At 65.0% G+C, this 21,864-nt stretch carries 20 protein-coding genes; 2 read left to right on the forward strand and 18 right to left on the reverse strand.

All coding sequences use genetic code 11. The features are described from left to right. Positions 1-22 precede the first annotated feature (22 nt). Entirely contained in the window at positions 23-574 is a 552-nt protein-coding gene (locus NLM32_RS26595) for a TetR/AcrR family transcriptional regulator (RefSeq protein ID WP_254131800.1), read from the reverse strand. 171 nt (positions 575-745) lie between these two features. Between NLM32_RS26595 and NLM32_RS26600 the strand changes: the two genes are divergently transcribed. Beyond that, positions 746-1,600 carry an oxidoreductase gene (locus NLM32_RS26600; protein WP_254131801.1) on the forward strand — a complete coding sequence of 285 codons (855 nt, stop codon included), beginning with the start codon at positions 746-748 and terminating at the stop codon, positions 1,598-1,600. Between the two features lie 61 nt (positions 1,601-1,661). Beyond that, a complete protein-coding gene (locus NLM32_RS26605; RefSeq protein WP_254135427.1) occupies positions 1,662-2,666 on the forward strand; it encodes an NADP-dependent oxidoreductase in 1,005 nt (334 codons plus the stop codon). Positions 2,667-2,680: 14 nt separating this feature from the next. On the opposite strand, the gene lpxB is transcribed toward NLM32_RS26605, so the two are convergent. The 17 genes from lpxB to NLM32_RS26690 all read right to left on the reverse strand — a co-directional run bounded on the left by lpxB (position 2,681) and on the right by NLM32_RS26690 (position 21,824). Then, the gene (lpxB, locus tag NLM32_RS26610) at positions 2,681-3,871 is read right to left on the reverse strand and encodes a lipid-A-disaccharide synthase (protein WP_254131802.1); all 1,191 of its coding nucleotides are present in this window, start codon (positions 3,869-3,871) and stop codon (positions 2,681-2,683) included. Next, entirely contained in the window at positions 3,868-4,725 is an 858-nt protein-coding gene (locus tag NLM32_RS26615) for an LpxI family protein (protein WP_254131803.1), read from the reverse strand. Before NLM32_RS26615 ends, lpxB begins: the two co-directional genes overlap by 4 nt. 19 nt (positions 4,726-4,744) lie before the next feature. Beyond that, complete coding sequence (lpxA, locus tag NLM32_RS26620) at positions 4,745-5,536, reverse strand: acyl-ACP--UDP-N-acetylglucosamine O-acyltransferase (protein ID WP_254131804.1); 792 nt, start codon at positions 5,534-5,536, stop codon at positions 4,745-4,747. A gap of 187 nt (positions 5,537-5,723) precedes the next feature. Further along, positions 5,724-6,185, reverse strand: a complete 462-nt coding sequence (fabZ, locus tag NLM32_RS26625) for a 3-hydroxyacyl-ACP dehydratase FabZ (RefSeq protein ID WP_018320213.1) — start codon at positions 6,183-6,185, stop codon at positions 5,724-5,726. Continuing rightward, a complete protein-coding gene (lpxD, locus tag NLM32_RS26630; RefSeq protein ID WP_254131805.1) occupies positions 6,182-7,249 on the reverse strand; it encodes a UDP-3-O-(3-hydroxymyristoyl)glucosamine N-acyltransferase in 1,068 nt (355 codons plus the stop codon). The genes fabZ and lpxD overlap by 4 nt, the downstream gene beginning before the upstream one ends. A 155-nt stretch (positions 7,250-7,404) precedes the next feature. Then, entirely contained in the window at positions 7,405-9,939 is a 2,535-nt protein-coding gene (gene bamA / locus NLM32_RS26635) for an outer membrane protein assembly factor BamA (protein WP_254131806.1), read from the reverse strand. A gap of 174 nt (positions 9,940-10,113) precedes the next feature. Next, complete coding sequence (gene rseP / locus NLM32_RS26640) at positions 10,114-11,265, reverse strand: RIP metalloprotease RseP (RefSeq protein ID WP_254131807.1); 1,152 nt, start codon at positions 11,263-11,265, stop codon at positions 10,114-10,116. 44 nt (positions 11,266-11,309) lie between these two features. Beyond that, entirely contained in the window at positions 11,310-12,533 is a 1,224-nt protein-coding gene (gene dxr / locus NLM32_RS26645; RefSeq protein WP_254131808.1) for a 1-deoxy-D-xylulose-5-phosphate reductoisomerase, read from the reverse strand. 4 nt (positions 12,534-12,537) lie between these two features. Next, on the reverse strand, positions 12,538-13,323 hold the full coding sequence (locus NLM32_RS26650; protein ID WP_254135428.1) for a phosphatidate cytidylyltransferase: 786 nt from the start codon (positions 13,321-13,323) through the stop codon (positions 12,538-12,540). Positions 13,324-13,376: 53 nt separating this feature from the next. Then, positions 13,377-14,135, reverse strand: a complete 759-nt coding sequence (locus NLM32_RS26655; RefSeq protein ID WP_254131809.1) for an isoprenyl transferase — start codon at positions 14,133-14,135, stop codon at positions 13,377-13,379. A 12-nt stretch (positions 14,136-14,147) separates the two neighbouring features. Beyond that, a complete protein-coding gene (gene frr, locus NLM32_RS26660) occupies positions 14,148-14,711 on the reverse strand; it encodes a ribosome recycling factor (RefSeq protein ID WP_092229539.1) in 564 nt (187 codons plus the stop codon). Positions 14,712-14,779: 68 nt separating this feature from the next. Continuing rightward, entirely contained in the window at positions 14,780-15,496 is a 717-nt protein-coding gene (pyrH, locus tag NLM32_RS26665) for a UMP kinase (RefSeq protein WP_254131810.1), read from the reverse strand. A 60-nt stretch (positions 15,497-15,556) separates the two neighbouring features. Next, positions 15,557-16,480, reverse strand: a complete 924-nt coding sequence (tsf, locus tag NLM32_RS26670; RefSeq protein ID WP_254131811.1) for a translation elongation factor Ts — start codon at positions 16,478-16,480, stop codon at positions 15,557-15,559. A gap of 137 nt (positions 16,481-16,617) precedes the next feature. After that, positions 16,618-17,607, reverse strand: a complete 990-nt coding sequence (locus tag NLM32_RS26675; RefSeq protein ID WP_254131812.1) for a 30S ribosomal protein S2 — start codon at positions 17,605-17,607, stop codon at positions 16,618-16,620. A 209-nt stretch (positions 17,608-17,816) separates the two neighbouring features. Then, positions 17,817-20,225, reverse strand: a complete 2,409-nt coding sequence (locus NLM32_RS26680) for a caspase domain-containing protein (RefSeq protein ID WP_254131813.1) — start codon at positions 20,223-20,225, stop codon at positions 17,817-17,819. Positions 20,226-20,420: 195 nt separating this feature from the next. Beyond that, complete coding sequence (locus tag NLM32_RS26685) at positions 20,421-21,191, reverse strand: carbonic anhydrase (protein ID WP_254131814.1); 771 nt, start codon at positions 21,189-21,191, stop codon at positions 20,421-20,423. Positions 21,192-21,290: 99 nt separating this feature from the next. Continuing rightward, positions 21,291-21,824 (reverse strand): hypothetical protein, encoded by a 534-nt coding sequence (locus NLM32_RS26690; RefSeq protein ID WP_254135429.1) that lies wholly within the window; start codon positions 21,822-21,824, stop codon positions 21,291-21,293. Between the last annotated feature and the right edge of the window lie 40 nt (positions 21,825-21,864).

Consider the following 21,864-nt stretch of genomic DNA (forward strand, 5'->3'; position numbering starts at 1 on the left):
ATTCACATCGCCACGCACGAGATCAGCTCTCAAGCCTTTTTCTGGTCGAGCGAAGGATATCGTCAGATAGCTTGGGATCGCTCACGGCGCGAGCAAGCACGAGCGCCCCGACCAGCGAAGCAAGAGTGGCAAGCGCCTCCTCGTCGCGCTGGCGTCGCTTGATGCCGCCACCCAGCCGCTCGCCGAGCCAACCGGCCATTCCCCTCACTCCAGCAGTGAAACGCTCTCGCGCCCCGTGGCCTTGGCGCGGCATCTCGCAGCACAGAGCCGCAAACGGACATCCGGTCCCGGGTTCGTCGCGATGCGTGGCCGACAGATATTCAGAACCGTAGTCGCCAAGACTCCACTCCTCGCGCAGCTCCATGCCCTTGGTGACAATCGCATCGGCGACCGCTTCCTCGACAAGCCGCTCCTTGGAGCCGAACTGGCTGTAGAGGCTGCCGTGGGTCATCCCGGCCGCTTCAGCCAGCGCATCAACGCCGACACCGGATATGCCGCGCTCGCGCATAAGGCGCGACGCCGCCTTGAGAATTCGGTCGCGGTTTTCAGCCGCCTTCTCCTTGGAAACTCGCATGCGTCAGATCCTGAACCAGAGTGATCTTGACAAATATAGTTACGATCGTCATCTTATTAAATGATTACGACCGTAATCAAAAAAATCATCCGACCGGATCCGCGTGGCCGAAGCCCTCGCCCGCGGCGGATTTGATCGCGCAACCCCGTCCGGGGCCGCCAGGAGAAGTAGATGGCTCAGTTTAGAGGGAAGATTGCTCTGGTGACCGGCGCCTCGTCGGGCATCGGCGAAGCCACCGCGGAGCGGCTCGCGAAGGCCGGCTACAAGGTCTACGGCACCAGCAGACGGGGAGCCCAGACAGGCCAGCGATCGTTCGAGATGCTGCCCCTCGATGTGACCAGCGATGAATCAGTGGAGGCTGCCGTAAGCGAAGTGGTGCGGCGCGATGGCGGCATCGATGTGCTCGTGAACAATGCCGGCTTCGGCGTCGCCCCCGCCGGCGCCGAAGAGAGCTCGATCGATCAGGCGCGGTCGATCTTCGAAACCAACTTTTTCGGGCTGGTCCGGATGACGCGCGCTGTCGTGCCGCACATGCGACGCCAGGGCAGCGGTCGCATCATCAACGTCGGATCTGTCCTCGGCTTCCTGCCGATGCCTTACGGCGCGCTCTATGCCGCGACCAAGCACGCGGTGGAGGGATATTCGGAATCGCTGGACCACGAGCTACGCACCCGGGGCATCCGGGTCTCGGTCATCGAGCCCGCGTACACGAAGACGCCATTCGACACGAACTTCATGGAGCCGGATGCCAAGCTCGATGAGTACCGCAAAGCTCGTGCGGGCGTGAACAGGAGGGTGAAGGAGGTGATGGCGACGGCCGAGCTTCCGGGCGTCGTGGCCGAAACCGTGCTCACGGCGGCCGACGCGGCAAACCCGAAGGTCCGCTACGCGGCCGGCAAGCTCGCCAAGCGGCTGCGCTTCCTTCGCAGATTTGCGCCTGCCGGCTTGGTAGATGCCGGGATTCGAAAGGACCTGGGGCTCGACGCCAGGCATGTCGTGGCCTCCCGCCCCGCCCGAGCTTTCTGACGGGATGAACGAGCCACCGCCCCATACAGCCGCTCCCACAAAATCTTCGAAACAGCATCACATGAAAGCACTTGTCTTAAAGCGCTACGGCAAACCCGACCAAGTCACCTTCGCTGACATTCCCCGGCCACAGCCTGGACCGGATGAGCTTCTCGTTCAGGTCCACGCGGCCGGCTTGAATCCTGTCGACAACATGATTGCGAAAGGACTGTTCAAGCCCGTCCTCCCGCTTCAGCTACCAGCCACGATGGGCAGCGATCTGTCTGGTGTCGTGGTGGAAGTCGGAAGCCGCGTGACCCGCTTCAAGCCGGGCGATGCCGTGTTCGCCAGTATCTTCGACCTGAGCGGCACCGGCGCACTCACCGAACTCGCGCGTGTGCCCGAAAGCGCCGCCGCGCCCAAACCGGCAAATCTGGACTTCGTGCAAGCGGCCTCGATCCCGATGGTCGGCCTGACATCGTGGCAGGCCCTCAAGGAGCGAGCACAACTCAAGCCCGGCCAGAAGGTGTTCATCCCGGCAGGCGCCGGCGGCATCGGCACGTTCGCAATCCAGCTCGCGAAATATTTCGGGGCAAAAGTCGGGACGACAACGAGCACCGGGAACATCGACCTCGTGCGGAGCCTCGGGGCCGACGAGGTGGTCGATTACAAGACGCATCAATTTGAGGACGTGCTCCGAAACTACGACGCCGTACTGGGCACCGTCAGGGGCGATGCGATCGAAAAATCGCTTCGGATATTGAAGGCCGGGAGCACCGTCGTCTCGCTGGTCGGACCGCCGGACGCCGCATTCGCGCGCGCCCGTGGCATGAACTTTCTCATGGTGCTGGTGTTCGGGCTTCTCAGCCGCAAGATCATTCGCCTCGCCAGCAGACGCGGCGTCGCCTATTCGTTCCTGTTCGTGCGTCCAGACGGCAGCCGGCTCGCGGAGATTGGCGGGCTTCTCGAAGCGGAAAGCATCCGGCCGGTGATCGACAAGGTTTTTCCGTTCGAACAGGCGAAGGACGCGCTTTCATATCTCGGCCAGGGACGAGCGAAGGGAAAGGTCGTCGTCCAGATGAGATAGTGGCGTCGGCGACTCTATCCCTGGCTCGTCTGCCGCCCCTTCCGCATCGTCGCGAGCACGATGTCGGCGGCGAGCACGCTCGGCGATTTATTGCCGGTCGACATGATGGTGTCGAGCTGCGCGAAGGCTTCGACCTGTTGCTTGCGCATCGGTGTCTCCGCCAGCACCTCGGACAATGCGGCTGCGAGCTTCTCCGGCGTACAGTCTTCCTGCAAAAATTCGGGGATCACGTCCTTGCCGATCACGAGATTGGCGAGGATCACCGAAGAGACCTGGATCGCGCGGCGCAGGATGAAGGCCTCCATCGCGCCGACGCGATAGGCCGTCACCATCGGAATGCCCGACAGCGCGAGCTCCAGCGTCACCGTGCCGGATTTCGCCAGCGCCGCGCGCGCGATCCGGAATGCAGCGCGCCTCTCGGCTTCGCCGACGACGATCTGCGGCTTGACCGGCCAGGTCGCCACGCCCGCGCGGACCGTGGCTTCGAGATGCGGCATCGTCGGCAGCATCAATTCGAACGCGCGGCCCTCGGCCTGCAATCGCCCGAGCGCGGCGCCGAACAGGCCGAGATGATGCCGGATCTCGCTGCGGCGGCTGCCCGGCAGCACCAGCAACACCGGCGGCTCGCCGGCGCGTCGCTTTTGCTCGTCGGGGTTCGGACGCAGCGACGGCAATTGCTCGATCAGGGGATGGCCGACATAGCTGCAGGGCGGCCCTTTCAGCTTGCGGTACTCCTCCGGCTCGAACGGCAGCAAACCCAGCACGTGATCGACATAGCCGAGCATCGCGCGCGCACGGCCCGGCCGCCAGGCCCAGACCGAGGGCGAGACGTAGTCGATCACCGGGATCGCCGGATTCTTCGCGCGCACGCGGCGCGCAACACGATGGGTGAAATCGGGACTGTCGATGATGACCAGCGCGTCGGGCGCGGACTCGGTCACGGCATCCGCGGTCTCGCGGATCAATCGCAGGATCTTCGGCAGTTGCTGCATCACCGCGGCAAAGCCGACGATCGACAGCTCCTCGATGGGAAACAGCGTCTCGAGCCCCTCGCGTGCCATGGTGCGGCCGCCGACTCCCTCGAACTGCACGCCGTCGCCGAGGCGCTGGCGCAGCACCTTCATCAGCGCCGAGCCGAGCCGGTCGCCGGATTCCTCCGTCGCGATCAGGAAGATCTTCCGTTTGGGATTGCGGGTCTGCATCACGCGGGCAGACCGACGACGAAGAGATATTTGGCGTCGGCGAGCCCGATCATCGCCTGCGGCTCGGCGGCGATGGTGTTGCCGGCGATGACGGCGACACCGGCAAGGCCGGCCTTGGCGACGCCCTCGATCGTGCGCGCGCCGATCGTCGGCAGGTCGAAGCGAAGATCCTGGTCGCTCTTCGGCGCCTTCACCAGCACGCCACGCCCCGTGGCGGCACGGATACGGCCCTCCTCGCGCAGCCGCGCCACGCGCGCCAGCAGCGCATCAGTGCCCTCGATGTCCTCGACAGCCACCACATGGCCGTCGATCACCACGGCGGCCTGCCCGATGTCGAACGGACCGAGCGCGGTAAGCACCGCGCGTCCGCGTTCGATGTCGCCCTTGGCATTGTCGGCCGGCCAGGCGCGCGTGATGCAGCCCTCGGGCATCAGCAGGTCGGGCGCGACGTCCTTGATGCCGACCATGCGAAAGCCGCCTTGCTCGAGAATGCGCCCGACACTGGACAGCAGATGATCGTCGCCGCCGCGGAAGGCGCGGATGACGTTGCCGAGCAGCCGCAACGTCGTGAAGTCGAACCGGATCTCCGTGAGCGAAGGCCGCACCAGGGTGCCGATGAAGATCAGGTCGCGGCAGCCTTCCTCGCGGAACAGCCGCATAGCGCGGCCGAGCTGTCCGACCGAGATCCAGCGATGGCGGAATTTCTCCGCCTGCACCGGATCGCAGGCGCCTCGCAACGGAAACAGCACCGGCGTAATGCCGCGCGCCGCAAGCGACTCGGCCACCGCGAACGGCATCGCACCACCGCCGGCGACGACACCGACCGGTGATAAAATCCCTGGAGCCGCCGATGTCATGTCCGCGGCCATCCCGGCGTCACTTCTCGATGGTGGGAAGACAGAGCGGACGCTTGCCCTTGCCGATGAAGCCGAGGATTTCGGCGATCGCCGGATCTTCGCTCTCGAGGGACCGCACCGCCTCCAGCCGCTCGGCGAACGTGCCAGGGCCATGGAAGAGTTTCTGGTAGAATGCACGCACGGTTGCGAGGCGCTGCCGGGTGAATTTGCGCCGCTTCATGCCGATGAGGTTGAGGCTCTCCAGCACCGCATATTGGCCGTTGGCGAGCCCGTACGGGATGATGTCGTCGCGCACGCCCGAGAGGCCGCCGACCATCACATAGGAGCCGATGCGCGTGAACTGGTGCACCGCGGACAGTCCGCCGATATAGACGGCATCGCCGATCTCGCAATGGCCACCGAGCGTCGCCGAAGTCGCGAAGATCGCGTTGTTGCCGACCATGCAGTCGTGGCCGACATGGCTGTTGTTCATGAAGTAGCCGTCGTTGCCGACGCGCGTCTTGCCGCCGCCCTTGACGGTGCCGACGTTCATGGTCGCGCCTTCGCGGATGGTGCAGCCTGAACCGATGTCGAGCGTGGTCGGCTCGCCCTTGTAGCTGAGGTCCTGCGGCGCGCCGCCGAGCACCGCGAACGGCGAGATCACGCAATTGTCCCCGACCGAGGTATGGCCGATGACGGTGACCTGTCCGAGCAGCTTGCAATTGGCCCCGATCCGGGCGTTGCGACCAATGATGCAAAAGGGCCCGATCTCGGTGCCCTCGCCGATCACGGCGCCGTCTTCCACCCGTGCGGTGGGGTCGATCTTACTCATCAAGCGATCTTACTAATCAAGAAGGTCTGACTATGTGTTGAACTTGCTCGGCTTTCCGGTGGTTAGCGCGACTGCGCCCGATCTGTCCAGTGACGTATGATCTCGGCGTGTTTCAGAGAGCGGCTGAAGAAGCCACGCCACTGCATCAACGACCTCATCCAACACTTGAACGGGCGGCGCGCCCCAATCAGTCGGTCAACATGGCGCCGACATCGGCTTCGGCGACGACTTGGCCATTGACCTTGGCATCGCCGTGAAACCACCACATCGCCTTGCGGCGGCCAACCGAGCGCATGTGATACTCGATGGTGTCGCCGGGCAGCACGGGCTTGCGGAATTTGCACTTGTCGATGGTGAGGAAATACACCGCGCGCGGCTTCTCGGTGCCCTCGACCGACTTGATGCCGATCACGCCGGCGGTCTGCGCCATCGCCTCGATCATCATCACGCCCGGATAGACCGGACGTTCGGGGAAATGGCCCTGGAAGGCCGGCTCGTTGAAGGTGACGTTCTTGATGCCGATGCCGCTGTAATCGGCCCGGATGTTGATCACCCGGTCGATCAGGAGCATCGGAAAGCGGTGCGGCAGCGTCTGGAGGATCGCATTGATATCCACCAGCTCGAATTTCACAGGTGATTCCGCCGTCATTCCCGTCCCTCGTCCTTCGGATCGGCCTTGCTGTCGCGTACCAGGCGCTCCACCGCGATAATTTCCTTGAACCATTGTTTGGTCGGCTTGGCAAAAAATCCGCCCCAGCGACCATTCGGCGGGATGTCGTCCTTGACCCCGCTCATCGCGGTGACCTGGGCCCCATCACCGATCTTGAGGTGATTGTTGATGCCAACCTTTGCTCCCAGCGCCACGTTGTCGCCGATCGTCAGGCTGCCCGCGAGCCCGATCTGGGCCGCCAGCAGGCAGTTCCGGCCGATCGTCACATTGTGGCCGATCTGGACCTGATTGTCGATTTTGGTGCCCTCCCCGATCATGGTGTCCCGCAGGGAGCCGCGATCGATGGTGGTGCCGGCGCCGACTTCCACATTGTTCTGGATCAGTACGCGGCCGGTCTGGGGCACCTTCAGATGCCCTTCGGGGCCGAAGAAGATGAAGCCGTAGCCGTCCTGGCCGATCGAGCAGCCGGGGTGGATCAGCACGTTGTTGCCGATCAGTGCGCACTGGATTGCCGTGCGGGCTCCGACATTGCAGTCCCGCCCGATCTTGACGCCCGGACCAAGAACCACGCCGGCGCCGATCACGGTGCCGCTGCCGATCTCGACATCCGGACCGATAACGGTCAGCGGCTCGACGATGACATCGTCCTCCAGCCGCGCCGACGGGTCGATGATGGCCGATGGCGCAATGCCGTCATTGCCGAACCAGGACTGTGGGCGCAGCGCATCGCCATGCCATTCCCGGGCGATCCCGACAAAGGCACGGAACGGCTGCGCCACCCGCAGCACGGCCACGTGCGCGGGCACCTGGGCCTCGAAGCGCGGGCTCACCAGACAGGCGCCAGCCTTGGTCGCCTTGAGCTCATCGGCGTATTTGAGGTTGTCGAAGAACGCCAAATGCATCGGGCCGGCTTCGTCCAGCGAAGCAAGTCCGGTGATGACATGACCGCCCCTGGCAGGGTCGACCAGTTGCGCCTTGGTCAGCGCGGCGATGTCGGCCAGCGTCGAGGCCGGCGGCTTTTTGAAGAAGGTCGGCTGCGCCATTCCACCCCGTCGCGGTCCGGCTTCGGCATGAAGCGATCAGGCCGCATCATGCCTTATCTCATGGATTGAGCGTGATCTTTTTGGCGATCAACCCCCAGGGAATTCCCGGAAGGGAACTCCCAAGGGGGCCAGATCATCATGCCCTGTTGATCGAATTAGAACGAGGTGCCGCCGCCGAACCGGAATTCCTGCACGCGGTCATTCTTGCCCTTAGTGAGCGGCACTGCGTAGTCGAAGCGCAGCGGACCGAACGGCGAGGCCCAGATCAGACCGACACCGACCGACGACCGGACCACATTGCCATTGTCATACACCAGGCCGGTACAAGTTCCGGTCGTAGCCGGGTTGATGGTCGAAGGCGTGCAGTTCGAGTTCTTGGTCGTGGTCATTTCGTTGGTCAACGACCACGTCGTCGGGCCCTGATAGTCGAAGAGACCGCCGGCGTCGGCGTAGACAGCGCCCTTCAGACCCACTTCCTTCGGAAGGAACCAGAACGGCATCTGCAATTCCAGCGAAGCGCCCCAATATTTGGTGCCGCCAATTGCGTCCTGCGTACCATAGGGATTCAAGTCGCGCGGACCGATGCCGTTCGGCGCGAAGCCGCGGACGAGGTTCGGACCCATCTGGAAGTGATCCAGCATGCGCAGATCGCTGCTGCCGACCTTGTTCAGGACACCGCCCTGAAGATGGACCACACCGACGAGGTCCGACACCAGCGATTGGTAGTACTTCGCATCGGCCACGGTCTTCAGGTAGGAGACGTCGCCGCCGACGCCGGCGAAGTCCTGCCTGAAGTCGACGAGCAGGCCGTCGGTCGGGTTCTTGTTGTTGTCCAGCGTGTTGTAGGTCAGCGTGTAGCCAAGCGCCGAGGTCAGCGTCTTGCCGCCCGCAAGTTCCTTGCGGACCGGGAGCGACGCTTCACCATCACCGTAGCAGCCGAGGCCGTTGGTCGAGGTCAGATCAATGCCATTGACGGCAGCGAAGGCCGGGCTCGGGTTGAACGCCGACGAGCCGAGCACGTTGTTACAGTTCGCCAGGTTGGACGGCAGCGTGATTTCCTGCCGGTAGATCGAGTAGCGCAGCTGGAGCGAGAGATCCTCGCGCAGCTGGAAGCCGAGGCGCGGGCTGAAGCCCAGCGTCTTGGTGCCGTAGGAGATGTAGCTGTTGGACAGCTGGGTGCGCTGATAGAGGTCGAGGCCCAGCGCGACCCGGTAGTCGAGCAGGTACGGCTCGACGAACGACAGCGAATAGCCGCGGGCGTACTGGCCGTAGGTGACCGACGCCTTGGCGAACAGACCGCGGCCGAGCAGGTTGCGCTCGGAGACCGAGACTTCGGCCAGCGCACCGTCGGTCGTGGAGTAACCGCCGGACACCGAGAAGTCGCCGGTCGACTTCTCCTCGAGATCGACGATCAGGACCACGCGATCGCTGGACGAGCCCGGCTCCGTCGTGATCTTCACGGTCTTGAAGTAGTCGAGGTTCTTCAGGCGGCGCTCGGCGCGATCGACCAGCGCACGGTTGTAGGCATCGCCCTCGGACAGGTCGAACTCGCGACGGATCACGTAGTCACGGGTGCGGGTGTTTCCGCGGATGTTGATGCGCTCGATATAAGTGCGCGGGCCTTCGTCGACGTTGAACACGACGGCGACGGTGTGCGCATCGAAATTGCGGTCGCCGCCCGGACGCACCACTGCGAAGGCATAGCCGCGGCGCGACGCCTCGATCTGCATGTCCTCGACCGATTTCTCCACCGATTCCACGTTATAGAGCGAGCCGACATTGACGCGCGAGAAGCTCCGCAGCGTGCTCGGGTCGAAGTTCGGGATGCTGGTGCGGAAATCGACGGAGCCAACGCGGTATTGCTGGCCTTCCTCGATCTTGAAGGTGACGTTGAAGCCCTTCTTCTCCGGATCGTATTCGGTGAGCGCGGCCACGACCTGAACGTCGGCGAAGCCGTTCTTCAGGTAGAAGCGGCGAATCAGGTCACGATCTGCCTCGACGCGGTCCGGATCGTAGATGTCACCGCTTGAGAGGAAGCTCAGCAGGTTCGATTCGTGGGTCTTGATGACGTCCCGGAGGCGGTAGGACGAGAACGCGTTGTTGCCGACGAACTCGATCGACTTGACGCCGGTCTTGGCACCTTCGTTGACCGTGAAGACGAGATCGACGCGGTTGTTCGGCTGCTCGATGATCTCCGGCGTGACGGTCACGTCATAACGGCCGGAGCGGCGATAGATTTCGGCGATTCGCAGCGTGTCCGACTGCACCATGGCGCGCGAGAACGTGCCGCGGGCCTTGGACTGGACTTCGGCGGTGAGCTGCTCGTCCTTGATCTTCTTGTTGCCTTCGAACGCGATGCGCCCGATCACCGGGTTTTCCACCACGGAGACGACGATCTGACCGCCTGCGCCGCGGTTGATCTTCACGTCCTGGAACAGGCCGGTTTCGATCAGCGCCTTGAGGCCGTCATCGATGGCGCCCTGATCGAGGCGACCACCGGGGCCGGGCTTGAAATAGGAGCGGATCGTCTCCACCTCGACACGGCGATTCCCCTCGACGGAGATCGACTGCACGGTCTGAGCGAGCGCAGACGAAGACACAAAACCAGCCCCAACCGGGGCAAACACCGGCGCGCCGAACAAGATCAGGGTTGCGAGCAAGCCCCCCCGGAGTCGCAGTCCAAACTTCATGCGCAACGCGCCCTTATCAACGTACCAGACCCAACCCCAAAGCCGGTCTGGGAGATTCCCCAAGTTCTAGCCGCTTGTAGCCAATTTCACCGACGCCGCAAACGGCCGAGCGCGCCGCAATTTCAATTTCATTCCAAGACGTTGCTCAACAGCAACGCCACAAAAAAGCCCCTATCAGGAAGCCGCCATCCGCAGGATGTCGTTATAGGTCGCAAACACCATCAGCATCAGCACAAGGCCCAGTCCGATTCGGAAGCCCATCTCCTGGGTCCGCTCGGACAGCGGACGGCCGCGCACGACTTCGGCTGCATAGAACATAAGGTGGCCGCCATCGAGCAGCGGGATCGGAAACAGGTTCAGAAGTCCGATTGAGACCGACAGCACGGCGCACAGATTGATCACAAACTGGAACCCGGCGCTCGCCGCCTGCCCCGACATCTTGGCGATGCCGAGAACGCCACTGACCTCGTTCGGATTGCCCTGGCCCACGAACAAGGAGCCCAGGAACTTGAAGGTGCTGGTGATGATGAACCAGACCTGCTCCACCCCGATCTTGAGCGCCTCGCCGACACCGACCGGCGCGGTCGAGGCCTCACCGGCCTGGGACTTGTGCTCGACGCCGAGCACGCCGACCTTGTGGCTGTTGCCGAACGGATCCTTGCGCTCGAGCAGCGCCGGCGTCGCGGTCAGCGACACGATCGCGCCATCCCGCTTCACCTGGAAGGCCAGCGCCGAACCGGCGTTCGTCGCGACGATCCGCTGCATGTCGGCGAAGCTCTCGATCGGCTTGCCGTCGATCTGCACGACGACGTCGCCGATCTTGAAGCCGGCAGTGGCCGCAGCACCGTCGGCGACGACGCCGTCGACGCGCGCGATCGTGCTCGGCTTGCCGTAATACAGGGCCATCCCCGCGAAAATCAGTGCGCCGAGGATGAAATTGGCAATCGGACCGGCCGCGACGATGGCGGCGCGCGGGCCGACCTTCTTGTGGTGGAAGCTGCCGGCGCGCTCCTCGGCCGTCATGGCCGCGAGCGTCTCGGCCGACGGGGTCGAAGCCTCGCTTTCGTCGCCGAAGAACTTGACGTAGCCGCCGAGCGGAATCGCCGAGATCTTCCAGCGCGTGCCGTGGCGGTCGTTGAAACCAACCAGCTCAGGTCCGAAACCGAGCGAAAAGGTTAACACCCGAACGCCGGCCCAGCGCGCGACCAGGAAATGGCCGAGCTCGTGGAAGAACACGACGATGGTCAGGACAAACAGGAAGGGAACGACGTAGCCGAGGAGCCCATGGCTCAACGTATTGAAACTATGGGTAAAAAAGTCGATCATCGAATTCCCTCACCCAGCGCCGCTAGGCCCTGGCCCCGAACTACCTAGGATGCCTTTAAGGCAATTTGAGGCAATAGGGCGGCAGCTTTATTTCGAGAAACATGGTCAATGGATATTGCGTCGTCCGCCGAGGTCATGGGGCCCTGGTTCCCGCCCCGGATCCAGTCCTCCAGCGTCGCCTCGACCAGTCGCGCAATGGCGCCGAACCGGATCTTGCCAGCGATGAAGGCCGCGACCGCGACCTCGTTGGCGGCGTTGTAGACCGTGGTCGCCCCCTTCCCGTGCCGGAGCGAATCGAACGCCAGGCGAAGCCCGGGGAACCGCTCGAAATCCGGTGCCTCGAAGGTCAGTTGACCGATCTTGGCCAGATCGAGCCTGGCCGCCGGTCCCTTGATGCGGTCGGGCCAGCCGAGGCAATGGGCAATCGGCGTGCGCATGTCCGGCGAGCCGAGCTGCGCCATCACCGAGCGGTCGGAGAACTCGACCATGCCGTGAATGATCGACTGCGGATGCACCAGGACGTCGATCTCGTCGGGCGCCAGCGCGAACAGATACGACGCCTCGATCACCTCGAGCCCCTTGTTCATCATCGAGGCGGAATCGATCGTGATCTTCTGGCCCATGCTCCAGTTCGGGTGCTTCAGGGCCTGTTCGAGCGTCGCCTGCTCGATGTCGGCCGGCTTCCAGGTGCGGAACGGACCGCCGGAGGCGGTGATGATGACGCGAACCAGCTCGTCGCGATTGCCCGATGCCAGCGCCTGGAACAGCGCGTTGTGCTCGGAATCGGCCGGCAAGATACAGGCGCCCGCTTTCGCCGCGCGCTGCATGAAGAAATCGCCGGCGCAAACCAGGCATTCCTTGTTGGCGAGCGCGACATGCGCGCCGCGATCGACCGCAGCCAAGGCCGGCTTCAGTCCCGCCGCGCCGCTCACCGCCGCCATCACCCAATCGGCCGGACGCGCGCCCGCCTCGATCACCGCGCTTTCGCCGGCGCCGCATTCGGTGCTCGTGCCGGCGAGTGCGGACTTGAGCTCGGCGAGCTTGGAGGCATCGGCGATCGCGACGAAGCGCGCGGAAAATTCCTTCGCAAGCTTCGCCAGCGCCTCGACATTGCTGTTCGCGGTCAGGGCCTCGACGCGATAGCGCTCGGGCGAGGCGCGCAGCAGATCCATCGTGCTGTCGCCGATCGAGCCGGTGGCACCGAGCACCGTGACGCTGCGGACGTCGGCCGCAGCCGGCTTGTTGTTACGCAAAGGGACTGCGCTCATATCCTCACCAAACCATAAGACCGCTTCCGGCGCTATGCACACCATGGCGGAGAAAGCCGATAATCCATGCCACCAGGATGGCGGCGACAAAGCCGTCCAGGCGGTCCAGAAGTCCGCCATGGCCGGGAATTAAGTGACTGGAATCCTTGACGCCAAAGCGCCTTTTCACCGCGGATTCGAACAGATCGCCCGCTTGCGAGACCACCGACAGGATGGCGCTGACGCACAGCAGTGGAACCGCTTTTCCGAGGCCGAATGCGGCAAAACCGGCCGCAATCGCAAGGCTCGCGGCAAAACCGCCGAACGCGCCGGCCCAGGTCTTCTTCGGGCTGACGCGCGGCCACAGCTTCGGTCCCCCGATGCCGCGGCCGGCGAAATAACCGCCGATATCGGTCGCCCACACCACGAGCAGCACGAACATCAGCGCGGAGAAGCCGTTGACGAGATCCTTCCGCACCAGGATCGAGGCGAGCAGCGCCGCCGCTGCATAGGCAAAGCCGGTCGCGGCCCAGACGAACTTGCCCCGGGCGATCAGCGTCACGATCGCGCCGCCGACACAGCCGGTGACAACCGCGGTCTTCAGTCCACCGAAGGCAACGCTGGCCCCCATCATGGCGATGACGATCGTCCCTGCCCCGGTCAGCGCGGCCGAGCCGGCGCCCACCACCATCAGCCACTCCGCGAACAGTCCGATCGACACCAGGGTGACGAGCAGCGCCCACAGCCAGCCGCCGGCGTAAGCGACCGCAATGGTCAGCGGCGCCAGGACCAGCGCTGCGAGGACTCGCATCACGAAATTGCTCGGGGCAGGCTTCGCGCCCGCGGCTTCGGCGCCGGGTTCGCTCACGAGACGGTTTTCGCGACCAGGCCGCCGAAACGGCGCTCACGCCTGGCGAATTCGGCGATCGCGCCTTCGAGCGCCGCCTTGTCGAAATCGGGCCAGTGGACCGGCACGAACACGAGCTCGCTATAGGCGGCCTGCCACATCAGGAAGTTGGACAGGCGCTGCTCGCCGCTGGTGCGGATGATGAGGTCGGGATCGGGAATGTCGGGCGCGTCGAGATGAGCGCCGAGCGCATCGGCATCGATCGAGGCAGGATCGCGGCTGCCGTCTGCGACTTCGCGCGCGAGCTTCTGCGCCGCCTTCGCGATCTCCTGCCGCGAGCCGTAGTTGAAGGCGACGACGAGCGTGAGGCGCGTGTTGTCGCGCGTCAATTCCTCGGCCTCGTTGAGCAGCGAGCAGATGTCGCCCTCGAGCCCGTCGCGCTCGCCGATGATGCGAACCTTGACGCCGTCGCGATGCAGGCTCGCGAGGTCGTTGCGGATGAAACGCCGGAGCAGACCGAAGAGATCGCCGATCTCGCTCGCCGGGCGGGACCAGTTCTCCGAGGAGAACGAGAAGATGGTGAGATAGCGGATGCCGAGCTCGTGGGAGGCACGCACCACGCGGCGCAGCGCCTCGACACCGCGGCGATGTCCCTCCGCACGCGGCAGGCCGCGCGCAGCCGCCCAGCGCCCGTTGCCATCCATGATGATGGCGACATGCGCAGGCGCCTCGGACCGGTCTGGTCCTTCCGTTGCGGGCGCGGCGGCGTTGGACATGGAAAAGAAGCCTTAAACGGTGAGGATTTCTTTTTCCTTGGCGGCGAGCAGCTGGTCGATCTCGGTGATGGTGCCGTCGGTCGCCTTCTGCACCTCATCGGCGTGACGCTTCTGATCGTCCTCCGACATCTCGTGATTCTTCTCGAGCTTCTTCAGGACATCGAGACCGTCGCGACGGACGTGTCGCGCAGCCACCTTGGCGGCTTCGGCGTATTTGTGCGCGACCTTGACCAGTTCCTTGCGGCGCTCCTCGTTCAGCTCGGGAATGCGCAGGCGCAGCACCTGGCCTTCGGTCGCAGGCGACAGGCCGAGATTTGAATCGACGATGGCCTTCTCGACCGGCTTCACCATCGTCTTGTCCCAGACCTGCACCGAGATCAGGCGCGGCTCGGGAACGCTGACGGTGGCGAGCTGATTGAGTGGCATGTGACTGCCATAAGCCTCGACCTGCACCGGATCGAGCATCGATGCCGACGCGCGGCCCGTACGCAGGCCGCCAAGCTCGTGCTTGAGCGACGCCACCGCGCCCTGCATGCGGCGCTTCACTTCGTTGAGATCGAAATTACCCGTGGCCATCACGTTTCTCCTTCAATATCCCGGCGACCTCACCTCGCCGCCCTTCCCTCGGGCGCGCAGATGAGCCGTCAGCCGGCGACGATCGTCCCGTGGCCGGCGCCGCGTAGAATCGCGCCGATCGAACCGGGCTCCGCGATCGAAAATACGATGATAGGCAGCGACGTCTCGCGGGCAAGTGCGAAGGCGGTCGCATCCATCACCTTGTAGCCGCCCTCGATGGCCTGCGAATGCGTCAGCCGGTCGAATCGCGTGGCGGACGGGTCCTTCTTCGGATCGGCCGAGTACACGCCGTCGACATTGGTCGCCTTCAGCACCGCCTGGGCACCGATCTCGGCGGCGCGCAGCACCGCCGTCGTGTCCGTGGTGAAGAACGGATTGCCGGTTCCACCGCCAAGCAGCAGGATCCGGCCTTCGGCCAGGTATTTGTGCGCCGCCGCGCGGGTGAACAGCTCGGACACCTCGGGCATGACGAACGCCGAGAGAGCCCTCGCCGGCGTACCCTTGCGCTCGATCGTCGCTTCGAGCGCGAGGCAGTTCATCATGGTCGCAAGCATGCCCATGGTGTCGCCGGTCGGGCGCGACACGCCGCGGGAGGACACCTCGACGCCGCGAAAGATGTTGCCGCCGCCGATCACGACCGCAACCTCGGTGCCGAGCTGACGGGCGGCGATCAGATCGTCCGCAACCCGGTCCATTGTCGGCTGATCGATGCCAAAGCCTTGCTGTCCCGCGAGGTATTCGCCGGACAGCTTGATCACGACGCGACGATAGACCGGATCAGTCATGAGCACTTTCCTCGTCCGGGCGCCGCTTCCGGCGGCACGCCGGAAGGAACGTTCCGGCGCTTACTTCTTGCCGCTGGCCGCCGCGACCTCAGCCGCGAAGTCCGATTCCTGCTTCTCGATTCCCTCACCGAGAGCATAGCGCACAAAGCCCGCGATCTTCACGGCGCCGCCGACCTTGCCTTCGGCTTCCTTCACCGCCTGCGCCACCGACTTGCCGGTGTCGTGGATGAAGGCCTGCTCGAGCAGGCAGACTTCCTTGTAGTAGGTCTTCAGACCGGACTCGACGATCTTCTCGATCACGTTCTCCGGCTTGCCCTGCTGGCGATATTTGTCGGCGAGCACGTCCTTTTCGCGCTTGACGACCGCCGGATCGAGACCGGACGGCTCGAGCGCGAGCGGGTTGGCGGCGGCGACATGCATCGCGATCTGGCGGCCGAGCGCTGCGAGCTCGTCGGCCTTGCCGGGCGATTCCAGCGCCACGATCACGCCCATCTTGCCGGCGCCGTCGACGACCGCACCGTGGACGTAGCTCGACACCACGCCCTGGCTCACTTCGAGCGCAGCGGCGCGACGCAGCGTCATGTTCTCGCCGATGGTGGCGATCGCGTCGTTGATCGCGGCTTCCACCGTGACGTCACCGACCTTGGCGGCCTTGATCTTCTCGACGTCGGCGCCGGCGTCGAAAGCGACCTGGGCGACCATCTTGACCAGGCCCTGGAACTGGCCGTTACGCGCGACGAAGTCGGTCTCGGAATTGACCTCGACCACGACGCCCTTGGTGCCCTTGGTGAGCGCGCCGATGAGACCCTCGGCCGCGACGCGGCCCGACTTCTTGGCGGCCTTCGACAGGCCCTTCTTGCGCAGCCAATCCTGCGCCGCTTCCATGTTGCCGTCGTTCTCGGTCAGCGCGGCCTTGCAGTCCATCATGCCTGCGCCGGTGGACTCGCGCAGATCCTTGACCATCGCAGCAGTGATCGTTGCCATCGTTGAAAATCCTTCTTGCCTGCCGGTTCGCCGCGGCGCGGCTCCAATTGCCCCGCCGCGGTCCATCTCAGGAATTCGCGTCAACTGAATGAAAATGGTGGCCGGATCCTATCCGGCCAACCCATCGCTCTTTTTGACTATTCCGCTTCCGCGGTCAGCGCCTTGGCCTTGGCGACCCAAGCGTCCGCGCGGCTCGGCAGACCGACTTCTTCGCCGATCTTGTGCGCGGTGTCGTGATCGAGCTCGGCGAGCTGCCAGTAGTGGAAGATGCCGAGGTCGTTGAACTTCTTCTCGATCGCGCCCGACACGCCCGGGAGCTTCTTGAGGTCGTCGGCGGTGCCGCGCGGGCCGGCGAGGCCCTGGAAGCCGCCAGCAGCCGGCAGCTCTTCGGCGACCGGACGGGCCGAGGCACCGATGTCGATGCCGGAATCGCCCTGGGCGCGCGAGATGCCGTCGATCGCGGCACGCGCGATCAGGTCGCAATACAGCGAGATCGCGCGACCGGCGTCGTCATTGCCCGGCACCACGTAGGTGATGCCCTTCGGGTCGGAGTTGGTGTCGACGATCGCAGCGACCGGAATGTTGAGCCGCTGGGCTTCCTGGATCGCGATGTCTTCCTTGTTGGTGTCGATCACGAAGATCAGGTCGGGCAGACCGCCCATGTCCTTGATGCCGCCGAGCGAGCGATCGAGCTTGTCGCGCTCGCGCTGAAGCGTCAGGCGCTCCTTCTTGGTGTAGGAATTGGCTTCGCCGCCGGCGAGAACCTCATCGAGGTGACGCAGGCGCTTGATCGAGGCCGAGATCGTCTTCCAGTTGGTCAGCGTGCCGCCGAGCCAGCGCGAATTGACGAAATACTGCGCGCAGCGCTTGGCTGCGTCCGCAACACCGTCCTGCGCCTGGCGCTTGGTGCCGACGAACAGGATGCGGCCGCCCTTGGCAACCGTGTCGCTGACGGCCTGGAGGGCCGTGTGCAGCATCGGCACGGTCTGGGCGAGGTCGACGATGTGGATGTTGTTGCGGGCGCCGAAAATGAACGGAGCCATCTTCGGATTCCAGCGATGAGACTGGTGACCAAAGTGCACGCCAGCTTCGAGCAGCTGACGCATAGTGAAATCGGGTAGTGCCATCGTTCTAATTCTCCGGTTGGTTCCTCCGGAAGCGTGTGAGCAAGACGGAGCGTTGTCGCCCCGGCTGCCACCGGACGGCCTTGTGAGCCATGCTTCCGTGTGAGATGCGGCGCTATATAGCGCCATTTCGGCCAGAAGCAAGGAAATAAGGGCCTTTCGGGGCTTTTACCGCCCGCGAAAGGCCCATTCCGGGATTTCCGCCCTGCCCGCTAGCACTTTGGCTGGTTCGGCGGGCATTTTTTCGGGGCCGGAGCCGCTGGCCGCGGCGGCGGTGCCGGCGGCCGCGGCGGGGCCGCAGCCACCCGGGGCGGCGGTGGCGGCGGCGCCGGACGGGCGACAGGCGGCGGCGCCGGCCGCGCGGCGGCAACGGGCGGCCGCGGTGGTGGTGGCGGCGCGGCGACCCTCGGCGGAGGCGCGGCCACCCGCGGCGGCGGAGACGTTGCCGGTCTTGCGACCGCCTGCGGATGCGGTGGTGGCGGCGGTGGCTGCCTTGTGACCTGCGCGGGCGTTGGTGTTATTGGCCGCTGCCCCTGCGGCTTGAGCGTCTCCCGCACACCGACCGGCGGCGACGGCTGCGTCGGATTGCCATTGGTCACGTTGGTGGTCACCGTTGGCTTGCCCGCAGGGCTCGTGGTTGGCGAGGTCACCGCCGGCTCATGCGCCAGCGATTTTGCATGCGGATCCGTCACGCCGGTCACGGGCGTCTGTGTCACGGGTGGCTTGGCCGCGGCGTTGGCCGGAGCGGTCGTGTTGGTCGGCGCCGTTGCCGTATTGGGATGCATTTGCGGAGTGCCGCCGACCGGCGTCGTCGTGGTCGGAGCGCCCCCAACTTTCGGCGTTTGGACTCCCGGCTGCGCTCCGGTCCCGGACGATACGGGTGCCGTCTTCGTGTCGGGAAGCGGCAGCGCATGGCCCTGGAGCGGCGTTGACGTCGCCGCATTGTTCGGCGCGAGATTGGCCTTCGTCGGAACGATCGTTCCCGGCTTGGCCGTCGGGTTTTGGACGAAGGCCTGCTGGCTCGCATTGAGCGGCTGGGTCGGGTTCTTCTGAAACGACAGTGCCTTGTCCTGAACGATCCTGGGGACATGGGTGACGGCGCCCGCGTTGGTCGTGCCCGCGGCAACGGATACGGCGGCCGTGACGTTACCGGCCGGCGGCGGCGGCACGGGCCGGTTGATCACGGTGTTGATGACCGTGGTGTTGTGGATGTTGTTGAAGATGATGTTGTTCGGCGGCGGCGCGACATAGACCGGCGGGCTGTAGAACGCCGGGATCGGCACGAACACCGGCTGCGGCAGCACGAACAGCCCGACGACGGCAAGCGGCGGTGCCAACACCACGAAATCCGGCGGCGGCGGCGGACAGAAATAGACCGGCGGCGGCGGCGGCGGCGCGAAACCGAAATCGGGGTCGCTGAAATACAGCACCGGACGGTCGACATAGACCACCTCCGCCGGCGGCGGTGGCGGCACGTCATAGTCCATCATCGCAAAGGTCGGCGGCGGCTCGAGCGGCGCGGTCAGGATCGCCAGGCGCCGACGCGCATCACCCGCATGCGGCCCGCTCGGATAGCGGCGCAGATACGACCAATAGGCGTCCGGCGTATCGGCGCGATAGGACCGCCGCCAGGTGATCGCCTCGCGGCGCGCCGCCACGATCGCCATCACGCGCTTGGCCATGGGATCACCGGGATAAGCGGCGAGAAATTCCTCATAGGCCGGCAGCGTGTCGCGCTCGAGTGCGGCCGCATAGGCGTCCTGCACGCCGAGATCGCGGATCGGCTTGTTGCGGATGGCGGCGACCTGGTCGGGCGCGGCCTGCGGCGGCGGCGCATCCGGGGCGCGCTCGAAGAAGGCGAACTGCGCGGTGATCTTCTGGTCGTCCCACGGAACTTGCGCGCCCTTGGAGGTCTCGTTGACGCGCAGGCGAACGCGGTCGAACACTTCCGGCAACGACAGCCCGCCGGTGCGGATCATCTCGGCGAGCGATTGCGCATAGATGCCGTATGGCCCCGGCTCTTCCGGCGCCACCGTGCCGGGCGCGGCGTTGAAGGCGATCAGCATGTTCGGATCGGGTTCGACCAGCGCCAGGCCGCTCGCGATCGGCTGCTGGCCGCCCTCGATGAAGGGCTGCGCGCGCGCCGCGTCGAGCACGACGATGTTGGCCTTGAGCGGGATCGCGGCGAGCTGGCGGGCATAGTCGCTGATGCGCAGTGCCTCGGTCGGAATGTCGGTGTCGCGCGCGATGTTGGAATCGACCGGGATGAAATAGTTCTCACCGGCGAGCTGCACGCCATAGCCGGACAGATAGATCATCGCGACGGTGCCGGGGCCCGAGGCCTGCGCCTTCTGGATGAAATCGCGCAAGCTCTTGCGCAGCGTGTCGCCGTCGAGGTCACGCGCGCCGACCACGTCGAAGCCTGCCGCCTGCAGCGTCTGCGCGATCAGGCCGGCATCGTTCGCGGTGGTTGCCAGCGGCGACTTCGAATAGGCGCCGTTGCCGACCACGAGCGCGATGCGCTTTTCCTGCTGCTGTGCAAACGCCGGCCGCAGCGCGCCCGCGGCAATGGCCACGATCGGAAGGAGAAGGCAGATAAAGATTCTGAGCGTCCCACGCATGGCTTGCCTGCCGTTTTTGTTGTTGAGGTGCCAACGCGTATGAAACGCGCTGCCAGCTGAATGGTACTTGAACGAAACACTTTGTCACGAAAGGCTCGGATTGAGGCGGCGGCATGACGCCCGCCGATCCCGGCATGTTGCGTCAGCTCCGCGTAAGCCTTGCGGCCAAAACCGAGCGAGGGCCGGTCTATTCGTTCAGCCCTGCGCGATCAGATCGACCGTTCCCGTCGTCAGCCGGTAGATTCCACCGACGACCTTGAGCTTGCCCTGTTCCACCGCCGCATTGAGGATCGGCGCGGCCGACTTCAGCTTGCCGACATTGTCGATCACGTTCTGCCGGATCGCCTTGTCGAGCACGTCTCCACCCTGCTGCATCGCAGCTTTCGCCGCCGGCGCGATCGCATCGACCAGCGAAGGAATGTGTCCCGGCGGCGATGTGTTGTCCTTGATCGCCTTCAGCGTCGCATCGACCGCGCCGCAGGCATCATGGCCGAGCACGAGGATCAGCGGCGTGTTGAGCACGGCGACCGCGTATTCCAGGCTGGCGATGGTTTCGGTGCCGGCAAAATTGCCGGCGACGCGGCAGACGAAGAGATCGCCGCGGCCGGTGTCGAAGGCATATTCCGGCGCGATGCGCGAGTCCGCGCAGCTCAGCACCGCCGCGAACGGATTCTGCCCGCCGGCCAGCGCCTCGCGCTCATGCTTGAAATCGTGGCGCCGCGCCACGCCCTCGACGTAGCGCGCATTGCCCTCCGTCAGCCGCTTCAGTGCCGCATCCGGCGACAGCACGTTCTGCGGTTTGGGCGGGGCCTTGTGCTCCTTGGCGAAGGCTTGGCTGACGAAGGCTTGGCTGGTGAAGGCTTGGTCGGCGACGGCGGTGCCCAGCGCAGCGACAGCGAGCCGCATCGCGGATCGGCGCGACGGCCCCGTGTGACTCAAGCGATCTTCGGAGCATTTCTCGCACATCGTTCGCTTCCTCGGCCGTTCCAGCGGGATCAGTGCAGCCCCAATACTCTACATTCCGGCTGCGACGGCGTCACGAACTCTGAAGGCCCTGCTCCGCGCCTACTGGGCGTCGGCCAGCTTCAGCTCGGCGATCGTGGTTCGCGCGGCGGTTTCGTCCAGCGCCAGGAAATCAACGGGACCCTGGTTCTTGTAGCCGGAGGTCATCGCGAGCGTCAGACCATAGCCCAACACCCCCGTACTCGCATTTGCGATCACGGCATTCTTGCGCTCGCTCACGCGGGCGACAAAAAACAAGGTCTCGCCTGGCCGCGCGGAAAACTCGACATGCGTGACGCCGGGAAAGCCCGGCTCCTCCGCCACGAACCAATGCGGCCCTGCCGCCGGACGATCCGCATAGACATAAGTCCCGGTCTTCAGCCCCGAGAGCGGCGTGCCATCGAGCTTGAATCCCCAGCCCGCATCGGCAAGACCGCCAAAGCCTTTTTCACGAAACACCACGATGCGCGCCTGCCCCGCTTTCGGTGGCCCGATCTTCCGCAGCGTTTCCGAATAATCCAGCCCGCTTCTCGCAGTCGTCTCACAGCCGCACAGCAACGCCGCGGCCACGAGCAGCACCAGCCCACGCAATAGCATCACGCCCCCGAACTTCATTCCCCGAAAGGCATGCTAGCCG

It is taken from the genome of Bradyrhizobium sp. CCGUVB14 (assembly GCF_024199935.1).
GTDB lineage: Bacteria > Pseudomonadota > Alphaproteobacteria > Rhizobiales > Xanthobacteraceae > Bradyrhizobium.